41 protein-coding genes are annotated in these 23,811 nt (G+C 67.1%); 19 read left to right on the forward strand and 22 right to left on the reverse strand.

What is annotated here, in order from left to right:
* The first annotated feature begins 423 nt into the window (after window positions 1–423).
* The 6 genes from ACFWMR_RS02050 (at window position 424) to ACFWMR_RS02075 (ending at window position 7,301) form a co-directional block, all read left to right on the forward strand.
* Window positions 424–690, forward strand: coding sequence for a helix-turn-helix domain-containing protein (locus ACFWMR_RS02050; protein ID WP_378376239.1), 267 nt, complete (start codon window positions 424–426; stop codon window positions 688–690).
* Window positions 690–1,979 carry a hypothetical protein gene (locus ACFWMR_RS02055; protein ID WP_378376240.1) on the forward strand — a complete coding sequence of 430 codons (1,290 nt, stop codon included), beginning with the start codon at window positions 690–692 and terminating at the stop codon, window positions 1,977–1,979. The genes ACFWMR_RS02050 and ACFWMR_RS02055 overlap by 1 nt, the downstream gene beginning before the upstream one ends.
* 4 nt (window positions 1,980–1,983) lie before the next feature.
* Window positions 1,984–2,181 carry a hypothetical protein gene (locus ACFWMR_RS02060; RefSeq protein WP_378376242.1) on the forward strand — a complete coding sequence of 66 codons (198 nt, stop codon included), beginning with the start codon at window positions 1,984–1,986 and terminating at the stop codon, window positions 2,179–2,181.
* Between the two features lie 1,609 nt (window positions 2,182–3,790).
* Entirely contained in the window at window positions 3,791–4,321 is a 531-nt protein-coding gene (locus ACFWMR_RS02065; RefSeq protein ID WP_378376244.1) for a hypothetical protein, read from the forward strand.
* 86 nt (window positions 4,322–4,407) lie between these two features.
* The gene (locus ACFWMR_RS02070; protein ID WP_378376246.1) at window positions 4,408–6,597 is read left to right on the forward strand and encodes a hypothetical protein; all 2,190 of its coding nucleotides are present in this window, start codon (window positions 4,408–4,410) and stop codon (window positions 6,595–6,597) included.
* Between the two features lie 149 nt (window positions 6,598–6,746).
* A complete protein-coding gene (locus ACFWMR_RS02075; RefSeq protein WP_378376248.1) occupies window positions 6,747–7,301 on the forward strand; it encodes a hypothetical protein in 555 nt (184 codons plus the stop codon).
* Here ACFWMR_RS02075 and ACFWMR_RS02080 read toward each other — a convergent pair.
* The 3 genes from ACFWMR_RS02080 to ACFWMR_RS02090 all read right to left on the reverse strand — a co-directional run bounded on the left by ACFWMR_RS02080 (window position 7,298) and on the right by ACFWMR_RS02090 (window position 8,153).
* Window positions 7,298–7,480: a hypothetical protein gene (locus ACFWMR_RS02080; protein ID WP_378376250.1), complete on the reverse strand. Its 183-nt coding sequence runs from the start codon at window positions 7,478–7,480 to the stop codon at window positions 7,298–7,300. The two genes, ACFWMR_RS02075 and ACFWMR_RS02080, sit on opposite strands and share 4 nt — an antisense overlap.
* 83 nt (window positions 7,481–7,563) lie before the next feature.
* Window positions 7,564–7,902 (reverse strand): hypothetical protein, encoded by a 339-nt coding sequence (locus tag ACFWMR_RS02085; RefSeq protein WP_378376252.1) that lies wholly within the window; start codon window positions 7,900–7,902, stop codon window positions 7,564–7,566.
* Between the two features lie 59 nt (window positions 7,903–7,961).
* Window positions 7,962–8,153, reverse strand: a complete 192-nt coding sequence (locus tag ACFWMR_RS02090) for a hypothetical protein (protein WP_378376254.1) — start codon at window positions 8,151–8,153, stop codon at window positions 7,962–7,964.
* Window positions 8,154–8,257: 104 nt separating this feature from the next.
* Between ACFWMR_RS02090 and ACFWMR_RS02095 the strand changes: the two genes are divergently transcribed.
* The 12 genes from ACFWMR_RS02095 to ACFWMR_RS02150 all read left to right on the forward strand — a co-directional run bounded on the left by ACFWMR_RS02095 (window position 8,258) and on the right by ACFWMR_RS02150 (window position 13,161).
* The gene (locus ACFWMR_RS02095; RefSeq protein WP_378376256.1) at window positions 8,258–8,632 is read left to right on the forward strand and encodes a hypothetical protein; all 375 of its coding nucleotides are present in this window, start codon (window positions 8,258–8,260) and stop codon (window positions 8,630–8,632) included.
* Window positions 8,633–8,730: 98 nt separating this feature from the next.
* Window positions 8,731–9,144: a hypothetical protein gene (locus tag ACFWMR_RS02100; protein WP_378376258.1), complete on the forward strand. Its 414-nt coding sequence runs from the start codon at window positions 8,731–8,733 to the stop codon at window positions 9,142–9,144.
* A gap of 90 nt (window positions 9,145–9,234) precedes the next feature.
* A complete protein-coding gene (locus ACFWMR_RS02105) occupies window positions 9,235–9,378 on the forward strand; it encodes a hypothetical protein (RefSeq protein WP_378376260.1) in 144 nt (47 codons plus the stop codon).
* A 35-nt stretch (window positions 9,379–9,413) separates the two neighbouring features.
* Complete coding sequence (locus ACFWMR_RS02110) at window positions 9,414–9,857, forward strand: hypothetical protein (protein WP_378376262.1); 444 nt, start codon at window positions 9,414–9,416, stop codon at window positions 9,855–9,857.
* A gap of 105 nt (window positions 9,858–9,962) precedes the next feature.
* On the forward strand, window positions 9,963–10,331 hold the full coding sequence (locus ACFWMR_RS02115) for a hypothetical protein (RefSeq protein WP_378376263.1): 369 nt from the start codon (window positions 9,963–9,965) through the stop codon (window positions 10,329–10,331).
* A gap of 4 nt (window positions 10,332–10,335) precedes the next feature.
* Window positions 10,336–10,578 carry a WhiB family transcriptional regulator gene (locus ACFWMR_RS02120; protein ID WP_378376265.1) on the forward strand — a complete coding sequence of 81 codons (243 nt, stop codon included), beginning with the start codon at window positions 10,336–10,338 and terminating at the stop codon, window positions 10,576–10,578.
* Window positions 10,575–11,060 (forward strand): hypothetical protein, encoded by a 486-nt coding sequence (locus ACFWMR_RS02125; protein ID WP_378376267.1) that lies wholly within the window; start codon window positions 10,575–10,577, stop codon window positions 11,058–11,060. Before ACFWMR_RS02120 ends, ACFWMR_RS02125 begins: the two co-directional genes overlap by 4 nt.
* A 26-nt stretch (window positions 11,061–11,086) precedes the next feature.
* Entirely contained in the window at window positions 11,087–11,323 is a 237-nt protein-coding gene (locus ACFWMR_RS02130) for a hypothetical protein (protein WP_378376269.1), read from the forward strand.
* 23 nt (window positions 11,324–11,346) lie between these two features.
* Complete coding sequence (locus tag ACFWMR_RS02135) at window positions 11,347–11,673, forward strand: hypothetical protein (protein ID WP_378376271.1); 327 nt, start codon at window positions 11,347–11,349, stop codon at window positions 11,671–11,673.
* Window positions 11,670–12,398: a metal-dependent hydrolase gene (locus ACFWMR_RS02140; protein ID WP_378376273.1), complete on the forward strand. Its 729-nt coding sequence runs from the start codon at window positions 11,670–11,672 to the stop codon at window positions 12,396–12,398. The genes ACFWMR_RS02135 and ACFWMR_RS02140 overlap by 4 nt, the downstream gene beginning before the upstream one ends.
* A gap of 43 nt (window positions 12,399–12,441) precedes the next feature.
* Window positions 12,442–12,705 carry a hypothetical protein gene (locus ACFWMR_RS02145; protein WP_378376275.1) on the forward strand — a complete coding sequence of 88 codons (264 nt, stop codon included), beginning with the start codon at window positions 12,442–12,444 and terminating at the stop codon, window positions 12,703–12,705.
* A gap of 237 nt (window positions 12,706–12,942) precedes the next feature.
* On the forward strand, window positions 12,943–13,161 hold the full coding sequence (locus ACFWMR_RS02150) for a hypothetical protein (RefSeq protein WP_378376277.1): 219 nt from the start codon (window positions 12,943–12,945) through the stop codon (window positions 13,159–13,161).
* Between the two features lie 83 nt (window positions 13,162–13,244).
* Here ACFWMR_RS02150 and ACFWMR_RS02155 read toward each other — a convergent pair whose 3' ends face one another.
* The 9 genes from ACFWMR_RS02155 to ACFWMR_RS02195 form a co-directional block, all read right to left on the reverse strand.
* Complete coding sequence (locus ACFWMR_RS02155) at window positions 13,245–13,634, reverse strand: hypothetical protein (protein ID WP_378376278.1); 390 nt, start codon at window positions 13,632–13,634, stop codon at window positions 13,245–13,247.
* Window positions 13,635–13,708: 74 nt separating this feature from the next.
* Window positions 13,709–14,002 (reverse strand): hypothetical protein, encoded by a 294-nt coding sequence (locus ACFWMR_RS02160; RefSeq protein ID WP_378376280.1) that lies wholly within the window; start codon window positions 14,000–14,002, stop codon window positions 13,709–13,711.
* The gene (locus ACFWMR_RS02165) at window positions 13,999–14,226 is read right to left on the reverse strand and encodes a hypothetical protein (protein WP_378376282.1); all 228 of its coding nucleotides are present in this window, start codon (window positions 14,224–14,226) and stop codon (window positions 13,999–14,001) included. Before ACFWMR_RS02165 ends, ACFWMR_RS02160 begins: the two co-directional genes overlap by 4 nt.
* Window positions 14,223–14,546 (reverse strand): hypothetical protein, encoded by a 324-nt coding sequence (locus ACFWMR_RS02170; protein ID WP_378376284.1) that lies wholly within the window; start codon window positions 14,544–14,546, stop codon window positions 14,223–14,225. The genes ACFWMR_RS02165 and ACFWMR_RS02170 overlap by 4 nt, the downstream gene beginning before the upstream one ends.
* The gene (locus ACFWMR_RS02175) at window positions 14,543–15,127 is read right to left on the reverse strand and encodes a hypothetical protein (RefSeq protein ID WP_378376286.1); all 585 of its coding nucleotides are present in this window, start codon (window positions 15,125–15,127) and stop codon (window positions 14,543–14,545) included. Before ACFWMR_RS02175 ends, ACFWMR_RS02170 begins: the two co-directional genes overlap by 4 nt.
* On the reverse strand, window positions 15,124–15,753 hold the full coding sequence (locus ACFWMR_RS02180; protein ID WP_378376288.1) for a DUF4326 domain-containing protein: 630 nt from the start codon (window positions 15,751–15,753) through the stop codon (window positions 15,124–15,126). Before ACFWMR_RS02180 ends, ACFWMR_RS02175 begins: the two co-directional genes overlap by 4 nt.
* The gene (locus ACFWMR_RS02185) at window positions 15,750–16,400 is read right to left on the reverse strand and encodes a hypothetical protein (protein WP_378376290.1); all 651 of its coding nucleotides are present in this window, start codon (window positions 16,398–16,400) and stop codon (window positions 15,750–15,752) included. Before ACFWMR_RS02185 ends, ACFWMR_RS02180 begins: the two co-directional genes overlap by 4 nt.
* Entirely contained in the window at window positions 16,400–17,317 is a 918-nt protein-coding gene (locus tag ACFWMR_RS02190; RefSeq protein WP_378376291.1) for an AAA family ATPase, read from the reverse strand. Before ACFWMR_RS02190 ends, ACFWMR_RS02185 begins: the two co-directional genes overlap by 1 nt.
* Complete coding sequence (locus ACFWMR_RS02195) at window positions 17,310–17,447, reverse strand: hypothetical protein (protein WP_378376292.1); 138 nt, start codon at window positions 17,445–17,447, stop codon at window positions 17,310–17,312. Before ACFWMR_RS02195 ends, ACFWMR_RS02190 begins: the two co-directional genes overlap by 8 nt.
* A gap of 48 nt (window positions 17,448–17,495) precedes the next feature.
* On the opposite strand from ACFWMR_RS02195, the gene ACFWMR_RS02200 reads away from it, so the two are divergent.
* Window positions 17,496–17,792 (forward strand): hypothetical protein, encoded by a 297-nt coding sequence (locus ACFWMR_RS02200; protein ID WP_378376294.1) that lies wholly within the window; start codon window positions 17,496–17,498, stop codon window positions 17,790–17,792.
* Between the two features lie 66 nt (window positions 17,793–17,858).
* On the opposite strand, the gene ACFWMR_RS02205 is transcribed toward ACFWMR_RS02200, so the two are convergent.
* The 10 genes from ACFWMR_RS02205 to ACFWMR_RS02250 all read right to left on the reverse strand — a co-directional run bounded on the left by ACFWMR_RS02205 (window position 17,859) and on the right by ACFWMR_RS02250 (window position 23,809).
* On the reverse strand, window positions 17,859–18,044 hold the full coding sequence (locus ACFWMR_RS02205; protein WP_378376296.1) for a hypothetical protein: 186 nt from the start codon (window positions 18,042–18,044) through the stop codon (window positions 17,859–17,861).
* Window positions 18,041–18,334, reverse strand: a complete 294-nt coding sequence (locus ACFWMR_RS02210; RefSeq protein WP_378376298.1) for a hypothetical protein — start codon at window positions 18,332–18,334, stop codon at window positions 18,041–18,043. The genes ACFWMR_RS02205 and ACFWMR_RS02210 overlap by 4 nt, the downstream gene beginning before the upstream one ends.
* A complete protein-coding gene (locus ACFWMR_RS02215; RefSeq protein WP_378376300.1) occupies window positions 18,327–18,500 on the reverse strand; it encodes a hypothetical protein in 174 nt (57 codons plus the stop codon). Before ACFWMR_RS02215 ends, ACFWMR_RS02210 begins: the two co-directional genes overlap by 8 nt.
* Window positions 18,493–19,308 carry a hypothetical protein gene (locus ACFWMR_RS02220; protein WP_378376301.1) on the reverse strand — a complete coding sequence of 272 codons (816 nt, stop codon included), beginning with the start codon at window positions 19,306–19,308 and terminating at the stop codon, window positions 18,493–18,495. The genes ACFWMR_RS02215 and ACFWMR_RS02220 overlap by 8 nt, the downstream gene beginning before the upstream one ends.
* Window positions 19,309–19,367: 59 nt before the next feature.
* Window positions 19,368–19,706: a hypothetical protein gene (locus ACFWMR_RS02225; protein WP_378376303.1), complete on the reverse strand. Its 339-nt coding sequence runs from the start codon at window positions 19,704–19,706 to the stop codon at window positions 19,368–19,370.
* Window positions 19,703–20,656 (reverse strand): hypothetical protein, encoded by a 954-nt coding sequence (locus ACFWMR_RS02230; protein WP_378376305.1) that lies wholly within the window; start codon window positions 20,654–20,656, stop codon window positions 19,703–19,705. The genes ACFWMR_RS02225 and ACFWMR_RS02230 overlap by 4 nt, the downstream gene beginning before the upstream one ends.
* The gene (locus ACFWMR_RS02235) at window positions 20,653–22,521 is read right to left on the reverse strand and encodes a DNA cytosine methyltransferase (RefSeq protein ID WP_378376306.1); all 1,869 of its coding nucleotides are present in this window, start codon (window positions 22,519–22,521) and stop codon (window positions 20,653–20,655) included. Before ACFWMR_RS02235 ends, ACFWMR_RS02230 begins: the two co-directional genes overlap by 4 nt.
* Window positions 22,518–22,793 carry a hypothetical protein gene (locus ACFWMR_RS02240; RefSeq protein WP_378376308.1) on the reverse strand — a complete coding sequence of 92 codons (276 nt, stop codon included), beginning with the start codon at window positions 22,791–22,793 and terminating at the stop codon, window positions 22,518–22,520. Before ACFWMR_RS02240 ends, ACFWMR_RS02235 begins: the two co-directional genes overlap by 4 nt.
* Window positions 22,794–22,891: 98 nt before the next feature.
* On the reverse strand, window positions 22,892–23,356 hold the full coding sequence (locus ACFWMR_RS02245; RefSeq protein WP_378376310.1) for a DUF7432 family protein: 465 nt from the start codon (window positions 23,354–23,356) through the stop codon (window positions 22,892–22,894).
* A 54-nt stretch (window positions 23,357–23,410) separates the two neighbouring features.
* Window positions 23,411–23,809: a hypothetical protein gene (locus ACFWMR_RS02250; protein WP_378376312.1), complete on the reverse strand. Its 399-nt coding sequence runs from the start codon at window positions 23,807–23,809 to the stop codon at window positions 23,411–23,413.
* Window positions 23,810–23,811 lie beyond the last annotated feature (2 nt).

The following is a 23,811-nucleotide window of genomic DNA, read 5'->3' on the forward strand; positions in this document are numbered from 1 at the left end:
CCTGAAGCCGAGTGCTTCCGTGATCAAGTCGCCTGCGGGATTTCAGATCCAGTGAAGTAACCGCGGGCTGCGCACCGGAAGCACGCTGACGCTAACACGACGCTGGACGTTTGGTTAGCGAAAGTTTCCACGGCAAGTCGGGCGGGAGGCGCGGTTGTAGGTGCCTTCAGGTGGCGGTCTCGACGGACTCGGCGCGGCGTTGATCTGGGCAATGAGCTGGTCGGTGGTGTCTTCGTCGAGCTGGTGGGCGCTTGATGTCTGGGCAATTCGGCGAGCGTTCAATGTTTGTCAACTTTCGCAAACTCTTTGCGTATGCATAGGTGCAGGTAGCTGGCCACAAACCGGTCCCTAGTGCGCCTGATCGCTACTCCAAGCTAGCTATGCGTGACCCATTCTTGGGTCAAACCTGGCACCATTCGAGCCATGCAGCCCGACACCGACGAGCGGCCGGCCACGGAAACCAGCACCGACGAACCGCTCACCTACACCGACCTGGCCAACCAGGAAACGGACCAGCTCGTGAAGTTCCTCGGCCGCCTCGGCCAGGACCGCCACCTCTCCAGCATCGGCGGGTCCGTCGCCGCCGAACTCCTCACCCGCGATGGCATCACCCAACGCGAACTCGCCGACAAGTGCGGCATCCCGCAGTCGACCATCAGCCGCTGGGTTGCCCGGGCAGGAGCCGCCTGATGATCCGCAAGAACACCGGCACCAAGGTCGAGCTCACGTTCTGGCAGCGTCGGAAGCTCGGCCGGATGGCCTTCCGCACGAAGAAACGCGACGCGCGCCACGCCGAACGAGCGGCTCAGCCCGGTGATCGTCCCAGCCTCATCGTCACCGTCATCACGATCGCGCTGTCCGTCGCCGTCGCTGTTCCTTCCCAGTTCGACTGGTTCCTCGCGAAGCTCGCGCACGGCTTGTGGAGTGATCCGGCCGCCTGGCGGGCCGTCGCGTACACACTGCTCGTCGAGGTGCTGTGCTGGCTGTGCGCGATCCTCTACGCCCGCTCCATGCGTGAGCACCCTGTCCGTCTCTTCAGGATCGGCACATTCGTGTTCGCCGGGACCGCGGCCTGGATCAACTACGACCACGGCCGCGAGGTCAACCCGACGATCGGGATCGTGTCCGCCCTCGGCAGTTTGATGGGTGTCGGCGCGTGGGAGCTGTACATGCACCGTGCCCGGCACGACGCCACGGGCCTGACACTGGTCGAGGTTCGGTTGCAGGCACTGCGGTGGCGGCGGCACCCAATGGTGATGCGCGCCGCGGCCGGATACCGCGCTGTGCACGGTTCGCAGATGTCGCGCGAGACTGCATGGCGGATGGCGTGGGTCGCGAAGCACGGCGCTCCCGAGGTGCCGGTTCCGGTGACCGATCCGCGCGTCCGGATCCTCCTCGCGCCAGGTTCCCACGATGGTCTCGTGGCGGAACCCGCGTCGTCGGATCCGGCTTCCGCCGGGGTCGCGGTCGCGGAGCGGAAGTCGCTGTCCCTTCCGCTCGGCTGGGCCGAACTGACTTCCGCCGGGGCGATCGTCGAACAGTTCTGGCCGGAACTCCCGCAGGAGCTCGGACTGGAACTCCCTGCCACCGAGGCGGAGCCGGGGCAGCGGAACACGGAGCCGAAGCGTGTTCCGAAACCGGCTTCCGCACCGACACAGAAACCGACTTCCGCCCCTGTTGCGACCAGCACGGTTCCGGCGGCGGAAGGCGAGCGGAAGCCTGGCCGCAAGGTGCTCGGCGGTCTGGTGCGGAACTCGGCGAGTTCCGACCGTGTGCGCTTCGCGCCGACCCCGGCGGAACTCAACGGCGAGGGCACCGCGCTCGACCGGATCGGCCGCTATCTCTCCCGGGCGGAAGCCGAGGGGCAGTCGCTCGGCGCTCTGGACCGGAAGTACATCGCCGGTCAGTTCAACGTCTCGGACCGCCAGGTCCGGAACTCCATCAAGGCCTACAACGCCGTCAAGGCGGAAGGGAAGTAGCCACATGTTGGACGCAGCCAAGTCGCTCGTCGGCTGGATCATCGGCGCGATCCTCGCGGTCGTCGTCATCGCGATCTTGTGGAAGGTGCTGCAGAACGGTGCCTCCGTCGGCGACGCGATCGGCGACATCATCGGCGGAATCTTCGGCCTCGGAATGCAGATCGCCGACGGCATCGGGAACGCCTTTTCCAAGCTCCGTTGATCGACTGCAAGGGAGATCTGTGATGGCGGACGACAGCGGCGAAGCCCCGAAGTCGGCGCTGCCGGAAGCGTTCGCGAAGGCCACGCCCCCAAGGCCTCCGCGTTCCCCGCGCGGGCCCGAGGCCGGCGGCGACTCGTCTAAGTCGGCGTCGGCCCCGGGTGAGGAGGCCTCGGCCAGCGAAGCCACAGGGGACGCCAAGCAGGGCGACAAGAAGCCGACCGGCTTGCGAACCAAAGGAGTGCCGAAGCAGCGCCTGCTCTGGTGGACGCTGCCGATAGCCGGAGCAACGGCAGGAGTGGGAATGTACAGCGGATCGCCCGTCGTGGCAGTGATTGTGATCGGGTTGGCCACGGTGATCATCGTCATCGTGCTTGGTGCCCGATCGGCGAAGAGCAGGAGCGGACGGGGTGGCGGAGGGGTCCGGCGCGCAGGCCTGCGTGGTCGCAGTAGCGGCGCGGGGTCGATGCGACCAAGGATCGGCCGCGGTCGTCTCGGAGCGGAGAAGGCGGGGTTGATCCCGCGTCGTGGTAGAGGCCCCGCCGGGGGGCGAGCTGGTGGGCTGCCCGGAGGGCCTGGCCGCGGTCGAGCAGGTGCGGGAGCGGCAGGCCTTCATGGAGTCGTCGGTTCGCGCGCGGGCAGCAGGCAGCTTTCCGGTGCAAATCGGGCAAAGCGTGGCCACTGGACCGGCTCCGGTGCGCCCGGGATGGGTACACGTGGCGGTGGTCCGTCGGGATCCGGAGGGCCTGGCGGTGGTTCTCGCCAGCGTCCCGGCGGGAAGCTCAACCCGCTGAACTGGGGCGGCCGACGCGGTAGCGGCACTACTGGCAGGTCCGGAAGCCACGGCGCGGGTAGTGGGCTTGGTCGTGGCGGTTCGGGTGCAGGTGGACGAGCGCCCAGCAGTGGCCGTAGCGCCAGCATGGGCAGCACCGGTGCGGGCAGTCGCAGTGGCGGCTCGTTGTGGAATCGGCTCCGGACCCGAGGTTCGGGCGGTGGCCGAGGAGCTGCCGGGAGCCACGGCGCCGGCGGCGGGTCGGGTTCGCGAGGCGCTTCGGGTGGCGCGGGCGGCGGCTCGGCATCCGGCTCGGGTCGGCGCCTGTGGCGCCTCGGAGGCCGCGGTCGAGGTAGTTCGGACGGCGGGAATCGGCGGCATCGGGATCCGGCGCCGAAGGGAACCCGGACCGACAAGACGTTGGTCTGCGGTCCAGACAAGGGCTGGTTCGCGCGTCGTCGCGATCGTCGGTACACGCCGCCTGCCCCGCCTGCTGGCCGACCGGAGTCGAAGGGACAGCGCGAGGTCCGGCACGCGCCGCCGCCGTCCCGGGTTCAGCGGATCCGCGGCTGGTGGCGTGGCCGACGTAATCCGGTTGCGGAAGCCACGTTGGCGTCCGAGGCGCCAGAGACTTCGGCAACAGAGGATGCCAAGGCGAATCGACCCGAGGCGCGGCGTGATCGTCCGGCTGGCGAGCGTCGGAAATGGGCGGCGCGGCGCCAACGTCGTCGCGAGCGTTCAGTACCTGCCTCGCCGGGCGAATCACCCGCGGCTGCGGCGACGAAGCCAGTCGAGCGGACTAAGCCGAAGAGCCGGAAGGAGCGTCGTGCGCGACAGGCGATGGGTGGCTTGGTGGTGCTGGCGCAGCGCGACGAGCTGGCGGAGAAGCGGGCCGAGAAGGTCGCTGTCGACGAGTGGCTGAAGGAGAACCCCGTCGACGATGCCGGGTTCCCGTCTCAGCCTCGACCTGAGAATTCGGCGCCGGAAACGGCCGCCGGTGATCTGCGGGAATACGGAACCTCCGAAATGGACGACTTGGCCGCCCAAGTGCGCGCGGCCGGGATGGATGGAAAGGGAAACGGAATGAGCGTCGACACCCAGCAGTACCTGAACATGGTGGACACCTCCACGCCCGAAACGCAGAAGGCCACCTGCAACGAAGCCGGTGATGCCGCCGCGTCGGACGCCGCGCAGCTGCAGGCCAAGGCCGACGACTTTCGGCGGTCCGCCGCGAAGATGACCAGCAGGGGCATGCAGCCCGCAGCGTCGAAGCTGCGTCGCGAAGCCGCGGCTGCTGAGGAAACCGCGGACAAACGCCGTGGCACGGCGGCCGCGTTCTACGCCAAGGCCGAAGAAGTCGCCGCCAGCTAGCCGCTGATCTCCGGGTGGGGCTAGCCCCCGACCTGGTCCCACCCGGACCTTTCCCCATCGACTTCTCGTCGCGAAAGGACGACCCGATGATTCCGTGGAAGATGTTCTGGACGGTGCTCGGCGCCGTCGTGAGCATGGCCACCGCCGCCGGGCTGGCGCTGTTCCACGTGCCGATGCTGATCAGCGTCCCGATCGTGGTCGTTGCCGCGGGCGGCTGCTCGATCGCCGCCAAGACCACTGTCGGTGTGGCTGATGTCTTCGACAAGCTCACCCGGGCACGTCGGCAGGTGATCGCCCGATGGGTCACTGGCGCGATCGCGATCCACGCGAGCTGGATCATCCTCTTCCAGCTGCGTCCGGTGCTGTGGCTGGCGTGGCTGGTCGCGCTGCTCGCGCTCGCTGGCGTCGAATACGGGGTGGCGCGGTCGCAGGAGTACATGCTGGCGCGACGGACACCGGCTCCCAGCAAGGAACTCGCTGTCGCGCCAGGCACGTCCGCGGTTGTCGGCAACGACAGCGGCACCGCAGTACACCAGCAGTTCGCGACCCCTGAGGACGAGGTGCACGCGAAGATCGGGTGGGCTCTGATGTTGTCGGGGCACAGTTGGCTGCAGATCTCCGAGCCAGCGGTCATCGTCGCGCTGGACACGGGACGTCCGCTCGGTGTGCGGGCGCTGCTGGAGATCGAGCTGATGACTCAGAACGTCGCCATTGCGGTCGCGCGTGCGGGTCGGCGGTCCAGCAAGCCCCAGGAGAAGATCGAGCTGACCGCCGAAGACCGGAAAAAGATGGCGATCGCGCTGCGGCAGATCACCGGCACGAAGTTGTACTCAGACTGGGTCAGCCTGATCGAGCAGCCCGAGGCCGGCGTGTACGAGCTCGTAGTGCTGTTCGAGGACGTGCTCTCGGCGGTGCGGCCGTTCGTCGACGACCTGTCGCCGACGACCTCGCGTGATCCGCAGATGGGCGGGTACGAGGTGAATGGGCAGCCGACCTACCGTCGGCTCGATCAGCATGGTGCGGACATCGGCCAGTCGAGGTGGGGCAAATCCAGCAAGATCAATTGCAAGCTGGCCGCGACGACCAAGATGACGAACGCGACCCAGTGGGTGTGCGGCACCTCGAAGCTCTACGACTTGATCGCCGGGTGGATTGCGCCCTACGAGGGCACCGAGTTCAAGCATCCATTCGGCTGGGTGGTGTTCGGCCCGCAGCACACCTTGATCATGCTGGCGACCGCGCTCGTCATCGCCCGGTGGCGGCAGAACCAGCCGATGGACGCCCGGCGAAACTTCAAGACGATCTTCATCCAGTTCGACGAGGCCAATGCGCCGAGCGCCCTCCAGAACACCACGATCAGCGTCAAGATCGACGGCGTCGCCTACACCATGAGCAAGCTGGCCTACAGCCTCGTCAACGAAGCCGGCGGCGCGGAGGTCTGGCTCCACCTGGCCTGCCACCGGTTGACGGATCCCAACTTCGGGCCCCACACGACCGACATCAACAACGGCCTGGCTTGGAAGAGCGTCTTCCACGTCGGTGACATCGCCGAGATCGGCCGTGCGACCGAGGACTACAACTTGGAGAACCCCCGCCACAAGGGGGAGTTTTGGGACAACCCGGGCGCCGACGACCCGATCATCAAGCTGAAAGCGCCGTATATCCAGGAGATCGATCCATCGAAGCCGAAGTTGCATGATGGCTTGACCGTCTCCGACGTGGCGTGGGCGCGCCGCATGTTCGGGCACGACCTCGACGAAGGCTCCGCTCGAGTCGCCGCGGAATTCGCCGGTGCGTTGTACAGCAACCGATTCCAGTACGCGACGCCCGAGTTCGATCATTACCTGCGCAACGCCGGACCGATGGCCGACGCCGACGACTCTGACGAGGAGGATCGTCACGGCGAGAACGTCGGCGGTGTCGAGATGGCCGCCGACTCGTACGACGTGGCGTTCGCCGAAACCGCAGCCGAGTTGGACGCGCTCTTCGCCGGTGCGAGTGCTCCTGTGGCTGGGTCGTCTTCGGCGGCTGAGGCGGTGGAGTCGGAGGGGATGGCGACGGTCGTGACGACATTGCCGCGGCGCACGGTACGGGAGCGGATCGTCGCGATCGTGCAGGCCTCGGACGAAGAGCTCACGCGAGGGGACATCATCGCCGCGCTCGCCGAGGAGGGGCCTGAAGTGAAGGCCCAGGTGGTCACGAACACGTTGGGTGACCTGGTGAAGGACGGGTCGGCTGTGGTCCGTAATGAAGGCGGGCGCTACTGCGCGGCATGACTACCCAGTGTTAACAAACACACCAAACAAACCTCGGCCCGTGCGGGTCGAGTATCGAGAATGGCCTGCTCTGACCCCTGTGTGCCCCGTAGGCGCGACGTTTGGTGTGTTTGTTTGTTTGTTTACTCCACGTAACAAGGAATGGTGAGATGGACGTACAGGGCAAGATCCAGGAGCTCGAAGACAAGATCCTCGCCGCGACTGCAATGCGTGACGCACAGAGGCGGGGAGACGACCTTTACGAGCACTTCCAAACCGACATCACGCGGCTCACCACCGAGCTGCTCGCCTGGCAAGCGCAGGAGGCGAGGCTGGAGGACATCGCCAACCAAATCCGGCTCGCGAAGCGCGGGGTTCGAGAGGCCGAGCGGGACCGCGACTACGGCGGCTGGACTACTGGTGCCGCCAAGGTTTTCGGTGTCTTCGGTGGCTTGCTGCTCATCATCGCGCTGCTGTGGCCGTCGCCGCCCGCACTGCTTGTGGTCGTGTGCATCGGCTGCCTGCTTGTCGCCGGTGGCGCCGTACTCCTGGCCGCCCGGTCCCGCCGCGGCGCAGACCAGATCGTCCTGGACCGTGAGCTGGAGCTGGAGCTGGCCGAGAGTTCGTGGCGGTCGCTCGCGCCGGACGGAAAGCCCTTTGTGGAAACGACGAAGGCGCCCGCCCGTGTCGGGGCAGGCGCCTTCGAGGACGAGGACGGCGACTAGTCGTGCTGCCGCGGGGAGGGGAAGCCGCCGTCGTCGACGAGCAGTTCGGCGACCGGTGCTTGATGGGCTGCGGTTTCGGTGACGGCACGCGCGAGCCAGTCGGCGAGGCTGAGGCCGGTGGCCGCGGCTTGCTTTGTGGCGATGGTGAGCACGTCGTCCGAGATCTGGATGTCGGCCACGGGTTCTCCTCTCTTGGGGTGTGCGGTCGATCGTGCCATCTCGACCGTTCCCGCGCTATCACACGGCATCGTGAAACGATTCTTCACGAACCATTGGCGCTGGCGGAATCCGGAACCCACTTGCTTCCCTCGCGCTCGGCAAGCAAGTCGCGCACGAGTTCGGCGGGCATCTGCATCGCCGGTCCGGAGGGCTGCTTGGGCGTAACGCGGACGCCGGCGACGTGGTCGAAGGAGACGACGAAGCCTTCGGGGCCGGTGTCGGGTCCGTTGAGAAGCTGTCCTTCGAACATGCAGTTGGTGGCGACCATGAGCGCCTCGGCGTACGTGACGTCTTCCATCCCGATCGCGACCGGGAATTCCTTCGCGGTGATGAAGTACGTCTGCCGTGGTTCGTCGACCAGGCGCTGCTCGTTATCAGTCACGCTCGGTCTCCTCGTGGAGTGTTGTCGGCGGCCGTGTCGGCAACTTGGTCTGTCACTGATCAGCCCTCGATTCCGTTGGCGCGTGCGGCGCGGCGCACGTGTTCGCGGGTGCGGCCGAGGTCGGCGGCGATGTCTTTCTGCGGGACGCCAGCCCCGATGGCTTCGATGATCGCTTTGGGCTCAGCTTCGGCGATGCGGTCTCGTTCCTTGGCCAGTTTGCGGAGTTTGGCGCGGGCTTCGTCTGGGGTCACCGTGGAAGTATGCCACACAATGTGGCCTATAAGGGTTGCTAGGCCAACTGCTGTGGCCTATAGTTGTGGCACGAGCAGCGAGCAGTAGAGCCATGGAGGCCCCGATGACCAGCACCCTCACCGTCCGTCGCGGTGTCCACGTCCTGACCCTGCTCTCCCGCGACTGCGGCGTGGCGATGGTCGAGGGCACCGCCCACTTGCTCGGCCGCACGTGGAACGTTCTCCGCTACGCGGACGGCACGGTCGGCTACGCGACGAACGACATCGCGGTACCCGTCGACGGGGCCACGCGCCTGGTCGCCGACGACGGCAACAACGTGGGGCGCCTGTGCAACGTGCGCGGCGATGCGACGCAGGGACACCCGACGCGCTGCTGGGCGGTGCACGCGGCCGTGAGTGGCGCCCGCTACCTGGTGGCGCACCTGGACACCGACGCCGTGCGCGTGGTGGACCACCGCGAGATGACCAACCTGTACTGATCTTTCGCCCTCGCAGCGTGTAGGCGCCGCCGGTTCGCGACCGAGCGGGGGCACTCCGAAAGCCCTTTCCACGCAGCATGTTTCGATTGGAGATCCGTATGGACGTGCGCACCATCGACGCCCTCAACCATCGCGCCGCCGAGCTGGTTGGCGAGATCACCGAGGCCACCCGCAAAGGCTGGCCCGCACATCGGATCCGCAGGCTGGAGGCGATCCGCGTCGAGGTCCTGGAGGAGTTGCACGGCCGCGCGATCGCCGAGGACGTCGAGCGCGGCATCGACGGCAACGACGACCTGATGCTCGGCCGCCTGCTGGAGTTCGGGTTGCTGCTCGACGTGAACGCGCCGCGCACTGCGATCGCGATCCGGGTGGTGCGGGACCGTCTGCACGGCCGGGCGCTGGACCAGTGGTCGCGCTATCTCGGCTTGCTCACGAAGGAGCCGGTCCGCACGAACCTCCCGCACAGCAAGGGCTGCTCGTGCTGCGGTGCTGGCGTCAGCCAGTGGCGATGACCTTCCACCGCTGAGCCGAAACACCGCGCTTTCCCCGCGTGGTGTCCCCGGAATCGAGACCGGGCTGACGATGGCTCCCTGGAGGACAGCATGGCCAACAACATCGGTTTTCTCGTCGACTGCTATGCGGGTTACGTCGAAGAGCTTGGCGACGAAGAGGCTGAATGGTGCCTGCGTCAGTGCTACGACGACGACGTCGCAGACGCGGTCCTCAATGCTTACGAGAGGGGCTGACCATGGGGCTTCTTTCTGGTCTGTTCAGGGGGAACTTGGACCAAGAGACCGAGAGCGATTCGGCCGCCGCGGCTCTGACACCGGAGCATCGTGACGCGCTGGATGGCTGCTACGGCGTGCCGCAGCCTGTCGCCGAGGTCGGTGACGACGCCGAGTGGCAGCTGCTTTTCGACCTTCGTGACGCCGGACTCGTCACCTTCGGCGACGACAGCACGCACATCACCATCACCGCGACCGGCGTCGAGTACATGGACCACGACGAGGACGAGGGCGAGGACGACGAGACGGAGCGCGCGTACGACTTCGACACCGACATCCTCGACCTCTTCTACAGCAAGCCTCTGGGTGCGGACGAGTTCCGTCAGCATGACGAGTGGGACCTGATCGCACCGCTGCTGGACAACGAGCTCCTGTCCGGGCCGGACGAGGACGACTTGCTGCACATCACCGACGCGGGTATCGCGGTTCTCGACTCGTAGCACTTTCGCCTCTCACCGTCTTGAGACGTGAGGTCGGGGATCGAATCCCCTGAGGGGCACGCACAGAACTAGTGATCAGCCTTCCCTTTTGGACGGAGCTGCACCATGCCCGAAAACGGATACGGCGAACCGGTCGGGTTCGACCCGCACCGGCCGCCAGACCGGCTTCCTGGTCTTACGAAGTACGAGGCGAACGTGTTGATCGCGTTCGCGTTCGACGAGCTCTCGACCCGTGTCCCGAATCGGCACACGTTCGCCGGGCTTGCTTCTGGCCTCGTGGCGGTCGTGCTTGGTGTCGCAGCCCTGATGCTGACCGGAGGCCGCGACATGCTGATCGCGTTGGCGTTGCTCGCCGGGGTGCTGGGGACCGTGTCGGTGCAGCAGATCGGGCAGGCACGACGAGCTCGTGACCGCTTGTGGTTGTGGTCGATCGTCGATGAGTACGCATTCCGGCTCAAGCAGAAGGGGAGGTGACGTGATGGCGGATTGGCGACACGACGCCGAATGCCGTGGTGAGGACCCGGAATTGTTCTTCCCGGTCGGCACCGGGGAATCGGCAGTCCGCCAGGAACGTAGGGCGAAAGCGGTGTGCGCCAGATGCCCGGTCGCGGGTGACTGCCTGGCGTGGGCGTTGGCATCCGGCCAGGACGCCGGCGTCTGGGGCGGACTGGCTGAGGAAGAGCGTCGAACCATCAGGAGATCGAGGGTGAGGAACCGATGAAGACCATTCGCGCGCTGGCGTTGTATGCGGCGCTTCAGGCAACGTTCGCTGATCTGCATCCGCTGTGCGATCAGTGGATCCAGTCCAACCCGGACGCGGCAGGGAAGGGGCTTCCCGGGCCAGAAGGGCGGCGGCATTGCGCTCGGCACGTCGCGACCTACACGGCGACCCAGATCGTTGGCGCGGTCGCGGTGACACGTGTGCTGGGGTTTCGAGTGCCGTGGCTGGCGCTCACGGCGGGGATGGGGATCAACGCGATCACTCACTACGTGATCGATCGGCGTGCGCCATTACTGGCCGCGGCTCGGGCATTGGGGAAGAGCGACTACGTCGAGCACGCCACCGTGCAGCGTCGCGAAGGTGTGGTCGATGTGGCAGGGCCGGGTACGGCGTTGACGGAACTGGATCAGGCGGCGCACCGGGTGGTGGGGGTGCTGGCGTCGTTGATGACGACCTGGCTCGCCACTCGCGGGCGCCGATAGGACGCCGACAATCGAGTGAGGAACTGATGATCGCGATCTATTCCAATGACGAGCTGGGTGCCGCCCTCGGGTTGTACGACAGTGAGGATGCCGTCGAGGACGGACTCGCTGACGAGATATGGACGAGCTATTCCAGCGATCTTCCGATGACCGACGATCTGAGCGACATCACCGACTTCCTCGCCGATCGCTACTGGCATGTCGAGGATGACTGGGACTACGACCAGGACTCGGACCAGTTCGTCGCTGCCGCCTATCACTGAGCACAGTTGAGAAAGGACACAGCATGAACACGAACCTGGAGCACCTTCGCGAGCTGGCGAGGGGCACGACGGAGGACGTTGCTCGCGCTCGCGCGCTCGCGGCGGTCGCTCAAGCCGAGGCGATCGCGGCGCTCGTGGAGGAGCTCCACGGAATCCGGGCGCTGCTCGACCGTAGTCAGCCGGTGGAGGTCACCGTCAACGTCGGCGGGTGGCAGCGATTCGGTCGCAGGGGAGGACAGGGGCGTCTCGCCCGGTTCGGTCTGCGCAGGCGTGGTGGTATGGGTCGGCCGGTTCAGACGGGGATGGCGGTCGGTCGGGGCTCTCGCGAACCGGGCGAGCCGTCGTCGTGATGGGACGCACGCACGCGTTGACTGGCTGGTGTGCGGGGCTTGCTGCCGCGCCGCTGGCCGGTCTCGCGGGCGGACCGCAGGTGCTCGTGTTCGCCGCGACGACCGCCGGCTTTGCACTGCTGCCGGACCTCGATCACCCAGGCGCCACCGCTTCCCGCTTCCTTGGCCGAATCACGGGCGGGATCTCACGGTTGCTGCGATGGTCGTCGCGACGGCTGTACGCAGTGACGAAGGGACCTCGTGACGAGCGCTGCAGCGGCCAGCACCGGCACCTGTCGCACACTGTCCTGTTCGCACTGGCGCTCGGCGCGCTCACCGCGGTCGGCACCGCGGCGGGCGGCCGTTGGGCGGTGCTGGCTGTCCTGCTGTTCGGATTGCTGCTCGCGGACCACGTGCTCGGCGACCTGGTCGGTCTGGCCGGCGCGGCCGGGTTCGTCACGCTTATGGTGAAAAGCGGTGGCCTGGTCGCGCTCGACGGCGTGCAGGTGTGGCTGGGGATCGCGGTCGCGCTCGGCTGCGTCGTGCACGACCTCGGCGACGCGGTGACCGAGTCCGGCTGCCCGTTCCTGTTCCCGCTGCTGATCGCGGGTGAGACCTGGTACGAGATCCGGCCGCCGCAGTGGCTGCGGTTCCGCACGGGCAAGGGGTTCGAGACCTGGATCGTGTTCCCGGTGCTCGTAGTGCTCAGTGTGATGCTGGTGCCGGGCGTGCTTGAGGCGGTTTGACCAGTGGCCCGAAAGTTGACAAAGACGCGCAGCGAGGAGAGACATGAACATCAACGTCATCAGGATGGGCGAACTTGAGGTCACGATGCCCGCTTCGGCCACCGTCGGACAGCGGCAGTTCGTGCGGAACTGGCTGGCCAACGTCGAGGCAGGCAGTACCGGCTCGGAAATCACCGTCGAGCCGTACGGCGCCGATCGGGAGATCCGCGTGGCGTTCTTCGCCGGGGACGGCCAGCGGCAGCAGATGGTGGTTGGGCCCGATGGCGACGGTAGCTACGCGGAAGGGCCGTACGTCACGACCGAGTGATCACTCTACGACGGCAGCCCTGCGTGGGAAGGCTGCGTTGTCACGGACATGGGTTCCGGTGCCGCGCTGTCGATTGAGGACTTCGTCGACGAGTTCTGCTGAGCAGTGGGGATTGCCTGGTGTAGCTGGAAACAGGCGACTTCGCGCGCGCGACCTGGGGTGCCGCCCACTGGCCAGATCGTGGACAGAAACTGTCGGCGACGGAACACAGCTTGCAGAGCAGGGATAATTGATGCCATGAGGATCAAGTACGCCAGCCAGTACGAAATCTCCTGTGTCGTTCCCGAGCCGGGGGACACAGCGGACGAGATCATCCAGGGGTGCCGGGACGATGAGGCGGTGCGGCTCGTCGACGGCGAGGAGTTCTGTGTTGAGCTTCGCGCGGACGTCGGCCCGGAGCTGTGGACTGAGGAGTCGCTTCGCAGCTCGATGGCGGCGAGGGTCACGAACGGCTGACACAGGTTCGGCACGACGAATGCCGGGCAGGTCCTTACTGGACTTGCCCGGCATTCGTTCGTGAAGGCCCCTGCATCGTTTCGTCAGAGCGTTCGCCGGATCGCTTCGTAGGCTTCGGGCAGGAACTCGAGCACAGGCGGATCCGGCCAGTCCTTCGGCTTGGTGTGGAACGCCGCCGACGTGTTTTCGAACCGTGGCGGCTCGGACTTGATCGTGAAGAACACCGGTGTGAATCCGGTCAGCTCGGCGAGCGCGAGGAGCTGGTCCCAGGTGGGGTAGAGGTGCCCGTCCTCCCACATGTCGACGCACGGCTCGGCAACACCGCACGCCGCATCGACCTCCGGCCCCTCCAGCTCGCGGTAGTCTAGTGCGAGCGTGATCCGCCACGGGAACAGTTCGCCGTCGCGCCACCGCTGATACGCGAGCGCCAGATTCGCTTTGCGACGTTCCTCGCCGTTCTGCGCGGCCGCCACCGCCCGATACTTGTCCAGGTCGCTCCGACGCTGACCGGCGCGCTTCCACTTCCAGTGCTCAACCACGAGGCTCCTCAGGTCGTGACTTCGTCGACCGGCACGAGCGGGCCGAACAGGCTGTGGCGTCGGTGGGTCGCGATGGTCTCCACTTCGTTGACATGCCCGGCAGCGAGCGCATCGTGTGCGTCCCGGACGGCGTCAATAAGAGGGTTGTCTGCTCGGGTGAGCATGATGAAGAAGCTGAATCCGTTGCGGGACGCGGATGCCACCGCTTGCCCGCCAGTGGATGCTGCGGACAGCGAGCGATACCAACGGATGACCGTGCCCTCCATGATTGTCGGGGTCACGGTAACGACGAGGTTGGTCATGAACGAGCCTTTCGTGTGCGGGTCAGGGTTTCGACGAGCCGAGCATCCGGATTCCGGGCGAGGGCGAGCCCTGCCTCGATCGTGTTGAGCAGATGCTCGGCGCGGCCAGGATCCTGAACAGCGAGCAGCTTCAGCAGGCCGGGAACGACGGCGACCTCGCCGTCGGCGAGTGCGCAGTGGATACCGTCGACGATTTGGTCCGCGGTGAACTCGGGTTCGGTCATCGGCGTCTCCGGAGCTCCTGTTCGATGGCGGGCCAGTCGACGGGCCGCCAGAGCCGGGCGTGCGCGCCGAGCGCTTCGAGCCACAGCTTCTGGTCGTCGGTGGGCTGGCCGCGGCGGGACTTGAGCTCGGCGACGATGACGACGCCGTCCCGTGCGAGAACGAGGTCAGGGAAGCCGGGGTCGCCTTGCATCGGGGTGCGCCAGCCCTTGGCGGTTTTCGCGGGGCGGTGGTGGATGCGGCGCCAGCCGTAGAGCTCGGCGACGTCGAGAATCCGCTGCTGCAGGTCTTGCTCGGACATCTCGAACCGGGCGGCGGTCACGCATCACCGTCCGGGAGGTCGGCGCTGATGACGCGCAGCTGATCGACAAGGGCGCCGAGCCGGATTGCGACAGGGGCAGGGTGTGCGAGCTCGGCGGCCGGTCGCACGGCTTGGGCGAGCTGATCGGCCAGGCACGTGATGACCTCTGGACTGGGCAGCAGCCGCTCGGAGCGTTCCCGAATCCGGAGCGGCGTGTTCCAGTCCGGTAGCGCTGCGGCGGACACACGCTCGGCGATCTCGACGGCTCGCTCGGACAGGGCGTCGAGCTCGTCCGGCGCGAGCGGGTTGATCTTGCCGATGCGCGCGAACTCCTCTCGCGAAGCATCGGCTTCGGTGAGGCGGGCGTGTTCCAGGGCGAGTGCGGCTTGGCGAGCAAGGGGATGCAGCTGCCGAAGTAGCTCGGCGCAGAGGTCGAGATCTCGGCTGCGGTCGTGGTCCAGCAGGGTCGGGTCGACCTTCACTGCGGCAGAGACGATGTTCGCTACCTCGCGGGCTCGGTCCCGTGCTCGGTCCAGCACCGGGTATCCGCCGGTGATCTTGTCCGCCAGCTTGTCGAGTTGACCAATCACAGCAGTGTTCATGGTGCGCCGCCGACGTTGGCGAGCGGCAGGAGGATGTCGCCGTGGCACGGAGCCCCGCGGGTACACCAGCAGGCAAGGTCGTGACCGGCCAGCGCGGCGCGGATCTGCTCCCGGTTCGGCGGCGGAGGAAGCGGACCTGCGAGGGGGAGTGGCGCGTCGGTATCTCCGGCCAGCCACTGCTGGTAGAAGCTCACCGCTTCCTCCACGTCCCGGATCGTATACTCGATCCCTGGCAGACCAGGGAAGATGACGATCATGCCGACGACATACGGGTTGCCCCAGGGCGTCGAGCGGTCTACGCACACCGCACCGGCCGGGAGCCGCCAGCCCTTGGTGCGCTTCCGCTGGATCCGCCGTGGCATGGTCTGCAGGTAGTCGGCGTTGGCCTCGGCGATGTTGGCGAGGTCGTTGCAGAACGCGGCGATCGTCTCGGACAGGTACTCGGCCTGGACATCGCCGCGGCGGATGGCCGGGGTGGTGTACCGCCGGCCCAGCGTGCGGTAGAGGTCGCGGCAGATACGTTCGACGACCGCGGGGTCGCCGTCGGCGTGGCTCACGAGCCGCATCACGATCTCGTCGGCGGGCTCGGTGCCATCCTTGGGCATCTCGTGCTGGGTGGCCGTCATCGTGTGCCTGACCCTTCAGTCGCCGGGTGCATGTCGGGCGCCTCGTATCCGGCGAGTGCGTCGGTGACCGTGGTCCAGCAGCGGCCTTCACCGGGCCGGGATACGAGCCTGACGCGGCGGACCTGGGCGGGCATCAGCAGCGCGCCGAGCACTTCGCCGTCCGGGGCGACGGCGACGTTGAAACCGGTGGCGTAGATGGCGAACCATGGGTGTGGTTCGGTCGGGTGCTGCCGGTCTGGGTCACCTGGTGTGGGGATCCAGCCGCCGCAGTCGCAGCCTTTGACGAAGCACTGCTGCCCGCGTGTTCCGTCTGACAGCTTCCGCCCGGACGGGAGGCTGGTGGCGGTGCCGTTGACGACGGGGCATGCGTGGCTGGTGTAGACCGCGCACTCGGGGTGCAGCGGCGGCTCGTCGAACAGCAGCTGTCGCAGGTGTGTCGGGCCGCCGAGCAGCACGATCGGGGAGGTGAGGGGTTCGCTGCACACCTGGCATCGTTTGCCGTTCAGGGCGGTTTTGAGGCGGGTGGTGTGCTGGGCGCGAAAGTCGACGCCGCCGTCGGCGAGCCGTACGTTGATCCACGGGATGACGCGGCCGCCGATGGTCGGACGTGCGGCGCATCGGGCTGGGATGGGCGGTACTTCGGGCATCACGGAACCTCGCAGTAGGCGGGGACGGTCACGTAGGTGATCCAGTGCCAGCCTTCGTCGGGCAGGGTCGGCAGGTCCGCGGCGATGGCCTGGTGCATGCGCCACACCTCGGCTTCGGGAACACGACGGGCGAACCCGCACACCAGGCACGGCCGGTCGTCCCGCCGCTGGTTCTGGGCGAGGGTGGTCAGCAACGGCGGCACCAGGACCAGCGTTGCCGTCCTCGCCTCATACTCGGCGGCGAGGACTAGCAACGTCGCGCGGGCCGCCCGGTCGGCGTTGGTCGCGTCCCACCACACCGTGCCGCCGGCGGCGAGGACCGAGCGGGCGCCCTGCACGGCCATCTCGACCGCCGCCGGTGTGTGCTCGAGGCTGTTGCTGCAGCCGCAGGGCGCGAGCTGGGCCCTGTTCTCGTCGAGGCTGACGTACGGCAGGTGCGGTCGGCAAGCGCGGCGGAGGGTGGTCTTGCCCGCGCCGGCGGGACCGATGGTAGTGATCAGCGTCGGGACGGCCATCACGACTCCTGGAAGATGACGACGCGGCTGAGGGGCTGGCCGGGGATGTCGTGGGTGGGGAACGACGTCGAAGAGCTCGACCTGGTCCGGGTCCTCGTAGGGGATCGCCGGGGTCACGATGTCGTCTTCGCAGGCGCCGCAGATGTCGTAGCGCCGGGTGACGTGCACCGTCTCACCGCACTCGGGGCAGTCGATTTCGTAGCAGCGCAGGGTTTCCTGTTTGGCCTCGCCGGGGTAGATCTTGAACGCGCCCTTGACCGACAACGGGTAGCCGTAGTCGCCTCGGATGCGGTCGGCGTGGTCGGCTTCGGCGTCTTCGCGGGTCGGGTGGTGGGTGATCTCCCAGCAGTCGTCGCGGTCAATCCACCAGCATCCGGCGGGAAGTAGGACGGGTTCAGTCACCTTGCACCTCCTCGTCGACGGCACCGACGGGGTGGAGTCCTTCGGCGGCGAGCAGCACGGCGAGGTCGGTGTCGGGGACGGGCTGGAAGAGGTCGGCGAGCGTCGCGTGTTCGTCGTGTAGGGCGGTCACGGGGTGACCTCTTTTCCTTTGCGCAGTAGCCGATTGAGTTCGTCATGCATGCGTTTCGCGTCGTCGCGCATGTACTCGACCCGGTTCTCGGCGACCACGGTCGCTTCGCGGACAGCTGCCAGGTTCTTCAGCGCGGCGATGACGTCTGTGACGTTCAGGCTGGTTCCGCTCGGCTGTCCGCTCGCGCAACTCGGCGAGCGCGCGGTTCAGCTGGTGCTCGGCCTCGCCGTTCAGGAACCGAAGTCGCTGGATCTCGGCGCCGGCGGGTTCGGTCTGGTCGGTCATGCCGGGCCTCTCTTTCGCCGGTTCCAGCGAATGACAAGTGTCGGGAGTGGACAGACGTAGTGGTGGGTGTCGCCCCGGTAGTAACCGATCCACCAGTCACGCGGCTCGAAGTAGACCTTCACGTGGTCACTCCTCCCCGCAGTAGCAGCTGTCGAGGGGCGCGTGGCAGTCCCGGCAGATGCCCGCCGAGACGTGGTAGGGCTCGGGTTCCTGCCAGTTACCGAGCGGGCACGGAATCGCGATGGACGCCTGGCAGCCACCGTCGGGGTCGGTGTCAACGCAGCCGCGCGGGCATGTGGTCTGGTCGGTCATGGGTTCACTCCGCTCGTGTGCTGCCACATGGCGTCGGCATCGTGCTCGTCGCGCAGCACCCGAAGAGCGGCGCGGCGGTCCGGCAGCTGGTCGGTCTTGCGTTCGCGGTACGCCTCGGCCTCGGCCGCGCGGATCTGCTCGGCGGTGAAGTCGGGGTAGACGAGCTCGGCGAGGGTGCCGTCGTCGTTGAGCTGGAACACGTGCTCGTTGTCGCACTCGCGGCGACCAGCGGGGCCGTACCAACGCCACGTCAGCGAACACCTCGGGCAGTGGTAGCCGACTTCAGCCACGACGCACCGCCTTGCGCTGCCACTGGCGGCGCCACTGCGCACGGGTGCACCGAAGGCACGCCCGACGGCCGTCGCGGTAGCGGTACACGTTCGCGGGCTCGTGCGGCCCGGGCGTGGTGGCGCAGTCGCCGATGCGGTGCCCGCGGCCGCACACTGTCTCAGCCACGGGTCGTCTCCTGCCCGGCGGTGTTCGATGTGGACTGTTCGCGTTCGGCGCGGGCCCGGGTTCGTTGCAGCCGCGCGATCTCGGCCGCGATGAGCTGCCCCGCCTTCACGAGGTTCGCCAAGGCATCACCAGGCTTGAAGCCCTCGTATGCCCACGGCCACAGCTGGCCGGGAAGCAGGCACGCCGGAGCGCCAACCGTCTCGCCGAGGTAGGCAGCGGCCGCGTACACGAGCTGACTGTGGACGTAGCCGTCGTCGCGCTCCGGGGTGCATCCCTCGACCTCGACGACGCGGCGACGTTCGGCTGCGATGACGGCGATCTCGTCCGGCACCGGCTTCGCGAGCAGGCCGAGGTCGTCCAGCCCGCGCGCCACAGCGAGGTCGATGCGGCGATGGGTCGGGGCGCCGATAAACGGCGCGAGGTACGAAGCAGCCAACGCGACCGGGCTCTCGTCGTCCCCGTCGAGGTCGGGCCCGTCCACGTCCGGCAGCGGCGGTCGCCACCCGGCTTCGCGAAGGATCCGCATCGCTTCAGTGGCGACCTCGGCACCGGACTCTGCCCACGCCTCGTTGGTGAAGATCCGGTCCACGAACGCGGCGATCTCCGTCTTGGCGTCGGTCATGCCCGCTCCACTTGCTCCCGAAGACGAGCGACCTCTCGCCACCGGAGACCCAGTGGCGGCGAGACGCTCCGCGAGATGCCGCCGGGCCTCGACATGCCCCTGCCACCGGTGGTAGTCCGCGTCAGCTTCGGGGCTGTTCTTCAGCGCGGTGATGAAGTTCTCGCGCTCGGCAACGAAGTCGTCCACGACTGCCTGTCGTGCTGTCTGTGTGGCTGCCGACGTGGTCACATTTATCGTCTGGTCGGTCACGATGCCTCCTGGAGCGTCCAGCGTCGGCGCTGTTCTTCGGTCGGGCCCTCAGCAGGGATGCCAACAAGGCTGCGGAGATAGATCAAATGTTGTTCAGGATTGGGAACGCTGCGACGTTTGCGTAGTTCGTGCCGATGCTCGTCATAGTGCTGCTGGCAGTAGCCCTTGGCGGCGTGTCTCCGGCGACAGCCTTCGACCTGGCATTGCTTGCCGAGGTCGCCGAACTCACCGGCAAGGCGGGCCTTCTCGTAGTGGAACGGGCATCGACCGCGGGCTTTGCGAGGCCTGGTGCAGCCGTCGAGAATGCAGACCAAGTCCAGCTTCGTGCGGCTCACGATGGCTCCTTGGGGAGCTGGCCGGCTTCGAGCACCTCGATGCCGATCATGCTGCCGTCGTGGGTCCAGTCGATGTGGACCGGCGCGCCGGTGGTGGTGTGGTGAACGGGCTCGTCAAGGATTCGCACGTACCAGGGGCCGTCGGCGTCGCCCTCGACTTCACGAGCAGGTATTTCGTCGACCGTCAGTGCTAGTGAGTCGAACGTGATGAGGAGCTCGTGGAGTGATTTCTTGGCGGAACACGGGGAGCACAGCACCTCGGGGCAGCGGGGGCTGAGGCATGGCAGGTGCTCGATCTGTTGCTGTACTCGCGTCGCTCCGGCGGCGAGGTTGTCTCGTTGCTCAGCGGCCATTGAGTAGTGGCCAGCCATGACGACCATTTCCGAGAGGACGGTGGCGATGCGGCTGCTGGTCAGCCCGTCGGGTTGTTGGGAGATCCCGAGGAGTTGGCTGACCATGAGCCGGAGTTCCCGAAGCTGGTCGAGTTCGGTGGCCTGGTCGGGGCGGAGGGTGTTAGCGGGTGTAGCCGTTCCACGACCCGGCTCCGGCGCGACGTTGCTCGGTTTGCCCCCGTCCCTGTCGTTTTCCGGCGGCGCTTCCCCGCCCTGCGCACCTCCGCCCCGAGTCTGGTGGTCTAGCTCGTCGAGCTGCTGGTGCAGTGAGACGAGAACACCGGCGTCGGTCGGCCACGGGGTGTCGCCTGCGAGCAGGGAGACGGCCGTGTCGCGCTCGGCCTGCAGTCCGTGGATTACCGCCATGACGGCGCGGGTGCTCCATTGCGTTATCGGCTCGGCGTTGCCGTCGAGGTGCGCGATCTTCTCGCGCGGAAGAATTGATCCTGGGTCGCTGATCGCCCGCTGGACGCGCTGCTGCAGTTGGTCGGCTTCGGTGTTCGCGGTCGTGTGACTGCTCATCGCGAGCTGCTCCTGGTGATTGGCGGGGCGGTTCATGCGGCGGCCGTTGTGCCATGGAGGCAGGCGCGGAGCCTTGCCCCCGCCCAGTGGCCGACGGTGGGCGAGACGGCGTTGCCGAAGCCGTCGACCTGGTCCCGGTCGGAACCCCACACGACGAACGCGCCCTCGTGGCCGGGGAAAGTCGTGTCGAACCCGCACCCCCTTCCGACCTCGTACGCGCGAAGCATCCGGAAGTGGCAGTCCTCGACGGTCAGCTCCGAGAGCGCGGCACGCCACTCGGCGTTGAGCAGCGCCGTGGTGTCGCGGGCGGTGATCGTGCCGAACGGATCGGCAAGCGGGTGCGGCGCCGTCGCGGTCTCGATCGAGCCGTTCTGCTTGTACCAGCCAGAGAACAGGAGCGACTGGTTCGCGCTCGACGCGACGAGCGTGCCGAGCGGGTCGCTCACAGGATGGGCGCGGTAGTGGGCCTGGTCGAACGAGCCGTTGTTCTTGATGAACCCGGCAGCCGTCAGCAGACCGGGGATCTGGTCGGACGTGACGGTCGGCATCGCCTCGTCGTGCACGGTCGGCACGGTGTTCTTCCGGTACGGCAGCACACCCGCCGACACGAGGCTGAGAGTTTCGGACCCGACCTGTGTCGACGTCGGCTTGTGCAGCCCGCGCGGCGCCCCCTGGTAGTTGTTCACCGCGGCGAACAGCACCGCCTTCTCGTGCGTCGCTGTCACGGTGTCCATCGCCCTGGTCAGGTGCTGGCCGTCGCCGTTGTGGCGGTGTGCGGCGATCACCGCACCGGTCGACAGGATCGCCGTTTCCTGCTGGCTGGTTTGGGTGCCCATCGGCTGCCACGGGTGGCGCTCGGTGCCACGCACGGCCTTCGCCGGGAGCAGTACGGCCGGGAAGTCCCCGAACCGCTGCAAGCAACGCTCGGCGCGGGCCATGGTCGTCCTCGACAGGTGCCCGATCGAGCCGTCCCGCTGCTTCTTGACCGGCCTGTCACCGATGCGGGGCCCCAGATCTGTCAGGTCGAGCGAGTACAGCGACGGCGTCACGGGCGGGAACACCTCGCGACGGCAGCGCGGGCACCGGTAGTTGTACTGCTGGCCGTACCGCACGGAACCGGTCGGCGGCACGCCGGTCTTCCACGTCCACACCGCGGGCACGACCTCGTCGCAGCGGTCGCACCACGATTCCGGACGATGTTCCAGGTCCGGCGTCGGGAGGTTCTTGTCCCAGAACGCCCAGTAGCCGCGATCGCGCGACTGGCCGACACCGAAGAACATCGAGTTGAGGTACATGATCTTGTGGCGGTAGCCGAGGTTCTCGAACTGCTTGAGCCACCATTTGTAGGTGCTGCCGTCCCCGATCTTCTTGCCCTGCAGGGCCGGACCCCACGACGCGAGCTCAGTTGTGCATTCCACCAAGATCAGGCTCGGGTGGTGCACAGCGGCGTAGTGGAGCACGCAGTTCGCCGTCGCGCGGTCCCGCTCCGACCGGGTCACCCGCGCCTCGTAGTCCGGGTCGTCCATGCCGAACAACGTCAGCCCTTGCTCGTAGGCCTTCTGGGTATTGGCCGGCGAGTGGTTGACGCAGCTCACTCCGGCGGCGAGCAGGTCAGCTGCGGGGAGGTCCCGCACGTCGTGGTAGTCGCCTGATTCCTTGTCGACCAGGTCGGCGATCCAGTGTTCGGCGGTCGGGTGGTTCGCCTCGTGGATGTCCACTTTGTACTCGGAGTGGTTTGCCGCCATGATCGTCTCGAACCCGGCGCGGCGGATGCCCTCGGTGAGGCCACCGAAACCGGAGAACAGATCGACGGCGGTCGGATCGTCGTGCCGGAAACGGCGGCGCCGTTTTGCGGGACGGTGGGTCGCGGTGCGACGCTTTGCTGACCTGCTTTTGCTCATGCTGTTGCGCTTTCGTACGTCCGGGCGCGGTAGAGCGCGCGGTGCAGGCTGTCGAGTTTCATACCGAGCCGACGGGCAATCTCCTGGTCGGTGAGGCCGTGCTCGTGAAGGTGGGCGTGGTCTTCGGCGACGTCGATCGCGCGGCGGGTCGCGCGCGGGTAGTCGTCGAGGTGCCCAGTGCGCGTCGCCCAGCAGTGGCAACCACGGCACAGCCGGCGGCCGCTGATCCGGACCGCATTTGCTGGCCTTTGGTTGGCGCGCTGGCTGACCATGGGCCGCTGGCAGCGGCGGCAGTTCGGAGGGAGGCCGCGTGGCCGCGCCTGTGGGGAAGTCAGGGCGGCCACACGGGGCTGGTGGGCGGCGGGCACGGTCAGCCTCGGGTGTTTTCGGTGACCTTGGTGACGACGCCGTCCTTGACCTCGATGTGCTTGCCGCGGTGCTGCCACTCCAGCGAGCACGGAACCGTGGAGTACAGGCGGCACGACGAGAAGTCCTCAACGAGGTTGAACTTGTCGCCGATCTTGAGCTTGTCGCGTTTCTCGGCGGCGACCTTCTCACTGTTCGTTTTGTCCCATCCGTCCTGCTTCGCCTTGAGCTCCTTCGCGAGCTCCTCGGCGCTCCGCGCTCGACCGATGGTCATCCGGTTTCCGATGAAGTCCACGACGAGGTCGTCCTGGTAGAGGATCTTGAAGAACGCGACGAACTCGTCGGCGGCTTTCAACAGTCCGTTGTTGACGGCGTGGCCGTCGAGTTCGATCTGCGCGAGAGGGACAGGCTCGGTGCTCGATTCCGGGAGATCGGCGATGGTCTCGGGACGCTTGTCGGCTTTCGTCATGGCGGGCTGGTTCTCCTTGCTGCTGGAGGATTTGTGAGCGGAGGGCTAAAACCGCTAGGCGTCGTTGCCGAGGTGGACGGTGAGCACCCGGGCACGGTCCAAAGCGGACGTCACCTGCCCGAGCATCGGCCGAAGTGACTGCAGTTCATCCGCAGCTTCGTTCGCGGTCAGGGCGCCCGGCCGATCGCGCCGGTCGTCGTACAGTCGGGGATTGCGGGCCTGCTTTTCCAGGCCGCTGATCAGTTGCGCGAACAACTGGTCGCACCTGTGCAGGGCCGTCGACAGGTTCGACACGATCCGGTAGGTCGTCGCGGCCCACTGCAGCGTCCGTTCGGCGACGGGGGCCTGGGTGGCGTGGTTGAGGTAGCGGACGAGTTCGGCAACGGAGGTTGCGGCGTCGGTGATGGTTTCGTCGTCGTGGGGCCCATCGATGTGGCAGTAGCTGCCGATCACGT

It is taken from the genome of Amycolatopsis thailandensis, assembly GCF_042723255.1.
GTDB classification, from domain to species: domain Bacteria; phylum Actinomycetota; class Actinomycetes; order Mycobacteriales; family Pseudonocardiaceae; genus Amycolatopsis; species Amycolatopsis thailandensis.